The 3,978-nt window shown below is 50.3% G+C and carries 5 protein-coding genes; all 5 read right to left on the bottom strand.

The genetic code is table 11. From position 1 onward, the window contains the following. Positions 1-251 precede the first annotated feature (251 nt). Entirely contained in the window at positions 252-1,172 is a 921-nt protein-coding gene (locus BQ7364_RS00020; protein ID WP_072682792.1) for a TPM domain-containing protein, read from the bottom strand. Positions 1,173-1,175: 3 nt separating this feature from the next. Then, positions 1,176-1,727 carry a hypothetical protein gene (locus BQ7364_RS00015; RefSeq protein ID WP_072682791.1) on the bottom strand — a complete coding sequence of 184 codons (552 nt, stop codon included), beginning with the start codon at positions 1,725-1,727 and terminating at the stop codon, positions 1,176-1,178. Next, entirely contained in the window at positions 1,724-2,380 is a 657-nt protein-coding gene (locus BQ7364_RS00010) for a 5-bromo-4-chloroindolyl phosphate hydrolysis family protein (protein ID WP_072682790.1), read from the bottom strand. Before BQ7364_RS00010 ends, BQ7364_RS00015 begins: the two co-directional genes overlap by 4 nt. 289 nt (positions 2,381-2,669) lie before the next feature. Then, positions 2,670-3,656: a Gfo/Idh/MocA family protein gene (locus tag BQ7364_RS00005; RefSeq protein WP_072682789.1), complete on the bottom strand. Its 987-nt coding sequence runs from the start codon at positions 3,654-3,656 to the stop codon at positions 2,670-2,672. 81 nt (positions 3,657-3,737) lie between these two features. Then, a partial coding sequence (locus BQ7364_RS18240) for a hypothetical protein (RefSeq protein ID WP_234973124.1) occupies positions 3,738-3,978 on the bottom strand: 241 nt, incomplete at its 5' end.

Here is a 3,978-nt window from a genome sequence, read left to right as displayed (position 1 = left end):
TTTTGCTACACCACTTCCTTCACCCTTAACATCACTGCTAACGACTTGTGGTTCACTACACTTGGCGGTAAATACCCGTGGTTGGATTTTCACCAACTAGATGTATGCCATGCCCGGCACACGAAAAGAAAGACCGCGGCGATGATCGGAAGCGGTCTTGGTTTGGCGTAAAATGAAAAAGGCAGAAGCAGTTTGATTCTTGCCTTTGCCTTAAACCTGTTAAACCGATTGTGAAACCCCTGCGATTGCTTTTACTTTCGGCGTCCCGCTCCGCCTCCGCGGCTGGCTCCGCCGCCTCCGCGATTCATGCCCCCGCCGAAAGAGCGGCCAGCGCCGGAAGACCGGGAAGCAGATCCCCCGCCGAAGGAACTGCGGGTTGAGGAATGGGAACGATACGTCGGACGCGGTTCGCGCGGACGGCGTTCCGGTCCCCAGGGATCCATCGGGCGCGGGCGCGGACCATAGTAACGCCGCGGACGCGGACGGAACACCGGACCGCCATAGTAATGACGGCGGCGCGGCGTAAATACGGATAAAACCACAATGACGATAACAAAAACGAAAATCATAAAAAAGATCGACGGAATCATGGCAAACAGGCTGAATGCGGATTGCGCAGAATGCGGCGCGCTCCCGCCTCCGCCCTGGGATTGTGAAGGATCCAATACCGGTGTTCCCGCTGTTTTTTCCAACCGCTGCGCCAGCGCCTGCACGGTTTTCAAAGCACCGCTGCTGTAATTGCCGGCCGCAAATTCCGGCTCCAGCGTGGAATCCAGAATTGTCTGAATGTCTGAAGTCGGCAATGTCTTCTCCAGCCCCTTGCCTTGCAGGCAGTAATAATCTTCTTCCCCGATCGCCAGGACCAGCAGCACGCCGTTGTTATCGTCAGCACTGCCGATTTTCCAGCCATTAAACAGGTCATACGCTACATCGTCGATCGCCTCGCCATCCAGAAAATCAAACGTAGCGACAACGATCTGCGATCCATTTCGGGCTTCGAGGTTTTTATTCACGGTGCGGATTGCCTCCGCGTCCTGACTGTTGATCACATTGGCATAGTCAGCAACATAGAAGTTTTCCAACGGCTGCGGTACAGTAAAGGCGCTGACGGTCCAGACGCTCACCGCGATCATTGCCAGAAAGGCGATCAGTCCCTGTGCGAGCTTTTTCATACACTATCCTCCAATTTGATAAATATCCAGAGAGCTGGCCGTCAATTTCTGTAAGAGCGACGGAAACCAGCCGGATGTATTCTGTTGCATGGCCGCCGCTTTTTCATGATAAGGATCTCGTTCAATCCGATCCTGACTGGCCAGATAATCCGCCATAAATCCAATGACGTACTGCTCATCCTTCTCCGTAAGCGGCGCTTGTAAAAGCGCGCGGGTCAGCGCCGTAAACGCCGTGTCAAGTTTTTTCTCCCACCGCTGACACTCGCCCATCGACCCGGTCTGATCCAACCCGTCGGCAGCGCTTTCCACGGCGCTGATCAGGGATGCCTTGATTGCGGAATCATATCGGCGAGCTACCGTGACGCAATTTTGGGCGGTCTTCTGTTTTTCCTTAACGTCCTGGGCAATAGATTGTCCGTCACGATCAATCCCTTCCGTATAGATGACGTCCAGCTGCTTCTGCATGGAGCAAAACGTCAGCCGTGCTTTCCCCCAGGCGCTGCCGATCACCAGCAGAATTGCCAGAAGCAGCGCGGTTTTCTGATTCATTTTCATCGTCTGCCCTCCTTCGCGCCCGGAGATACAAGCCCCTGTTTAACCAACAGCGTTTCCAGAACGTCGCTGTCAGCCTGAATTTCCATCGACTGATGTTCATGCAGATCATCCCATTGTTTAACAAAGGCTTCCGCACAGAGCTTTACCGTTTTTTTAATATTCTCGCGGGAATGCTGGATGTTCTGCGTCTGCAGCGGATCTGCTTCCAGTTCGTCATAGTTCAGAAGCAGTTTCGTCAGCATGGGCAGATAATAATCGACAAGCCGCCGGGCCTGATCATTAAATCGCTGCTGCTGTTCCATTTCGTCTACAATCTGACGGCAGACAGAATCAATTTTATGCAAATCCTGCGTCATTGCCGGATCGTCGATCTTCGCGGATGCCTGCTGCAGACCGGTTAACGCTGCCCGCGCGGCTTCCAGCTGCTGAAGCTGCTGCTGTTCTAACGGCGTCAACGGAATTGCCACCTCAATTTCCTGATCCGGAATTCGTTTTCGGGCGATAAAATAGGCGCCGCCGCCAGCTGCCAGCGCGATCAGATAATGCCATAGCTGGATCATCGGCAAAATCAGACAGACGATCACCCACCCCAAAGCTCCGATCAAGATCGGCCAGGGCGATGGTTTCCGGATTATTTTTGTTCTTCCAGTCATCTTATACCTCCCATAGGATTTCCCTTATTTGCTTTATGCTTACTGAATGAAACGGGCATGCGGCAGACTGAAAATACAGCCCGTTTGTTTATTCTATTCCTGAACCGAAGCCTCCATCCATTTCAAGTCCGGTTTAAAAAGAGAAGGAATCCCTTCTGGCTCACATCTGGCTTCTATTGTATCGTATTCCGACCTGTTTTTCCACAGAAAGCAGAAGGACATCTGAAAACAAAGCTTTTTTGTACGTCCGCCAAACAAAAAATCCCTGTTGCCAGGGATGAATACAGCTTTATTTCTGATCGGCAGCGAAACGGACGCCGGCTTCTAAGCGAGCTTTGTGAACCAGTTCCATAACCTGACAGGAATATTCCAGCATTCGATAACAGCCGTCATAATCCTCGTTTTCCATCATCTGTTTGAAATTCTTCACTTCAAAGTAATGGCCGCCGTGACCTTCGTTCAAGTCAATAATTTCCGGTTCCTTCGCCCCTTTCAGCCAGACTTCCGCTTTGGCGCAAATGGAAGAGGCGCTGTGAACGACGATATATCCATTGTCGCCCTGCAGCTGGCAGATATTTTCGCTGGCAGAATCCTTGCAGCCAATGCCGCAGGCCAGGAAGCCGTCATAGTCAAAGACGAGAATGCCTGAGGTATCAATACCGTTGGCCGCAATATTCGGAACATAGCGCAGCGCTTTCGGAGCGCCGAACAAGCCGATAATGAAGTGGGCGTTGTAAATATTGATATCCATCAGCGCCCCGCCGGAGAACTGCGGATTGAAAACATTCGGATTTTCATTATTCTTGAATTTGTCATATTTGCTTGAATATTGCGAAAAATTGCATTGAACCATCTTGAGCGATCCTAAATCGCCGATGCGTTCCTTAATCTTCTGATAATTCGGATTATAGGGAACGGTAATGGCCTCAAATAAGAAGCGATGATGTTTCTTCGCCGTGTCGATCAAGGTCCGGCATTCTTCAATCGTAGAAACAAACGGTTTCTCCAAAATTACGTTTTTCCCTGCCTCCAGAGCACGCATTGCCTGCGGATAATGCAGACTGTTGGGTGAAGCAATATAGATACAGTCAAGTTCTTCATCATGAAGCATCGCATCCAGATCCGTATAGACCTTCGGCATGTTGTATTTGTCAGCTAAACGTCTTCCTGTTTCTTCTTTGCGGGAGTAAACCGCCGTGCATTCCAAACCATTGTCCTGAAATGCGGTATTTAACCACTCCGTTATCATTCCTGTGCCAATCGTTCCCATTTTCATACGTTATCACCTCTGTTCCTATTGTAACAGAACAGGCTGGCTTTGTCTTGTTCAAGCAGAATAAAAGAACACAGAATTTTTTTATTTTATGAATCCTTGATTCAACATGCATGGAAATCCATTCCAGCGCTTCCGGATTTCCTCAACGAAACAAACTGCTTCCTTCCCCCTTTTCGGATCAATCCAGCGAGAAATAAAAAAAGGCTCCCTGAGAAAGGGAACCGGAGAACCTGGCAACGAGCTACGTTCACTATGGCAGGCATAGCTATTCTCGCCGCGGAAATGCTTAACTTCTGTGTTCGGGATGGGAACAGGTGTGACC

This window comes from Holdemania sp. Marseille-P2844, from assembly GCF_900120005.1.
Classification (GTDB): domain Bacteria; phylum Bacillota_I; class Bacilli_A; order Erysipelotrichales; family Erysipelotrichaceae; genus Holdemania.
This window is presented reverse-complemented; position numbering and strand designations above follow the sequence as displayed.

Excerpts from the sequence above, each read along its gene's own strand:
- BQ7364_RS00020 (WP_072682792.1), bottom strand. The coding sequence starts at position 1,172 with ATGAAAAAGCTCGCACAGGGACTGATCGCCTTTCTGGCAATGATCGCG.
- BQ7364_RS00015 (WP_072682791.1), bottom strand. The coding sequence starts at position 1,727 with ATGAAAATGAATCAGAAAACCGCGCTGCTTCTGGCAATTCTGCTGGTG.
- BQ7364_RS00010 (WP_072682790.1), bottom strand. The coding sequence starts at position 2,380 with ATGACTGGAAGAACAAAAATAATCCGGAAACCATCGCCCTGGCCGATC.
- BQ7364_RS00005 (WP_072682789.1), bottom strand. The coding sequence starts at position 3,656 with ATGAAAATGGGAACGATTGGCACAGGAATGATAACGGAGTGGTTAAAT.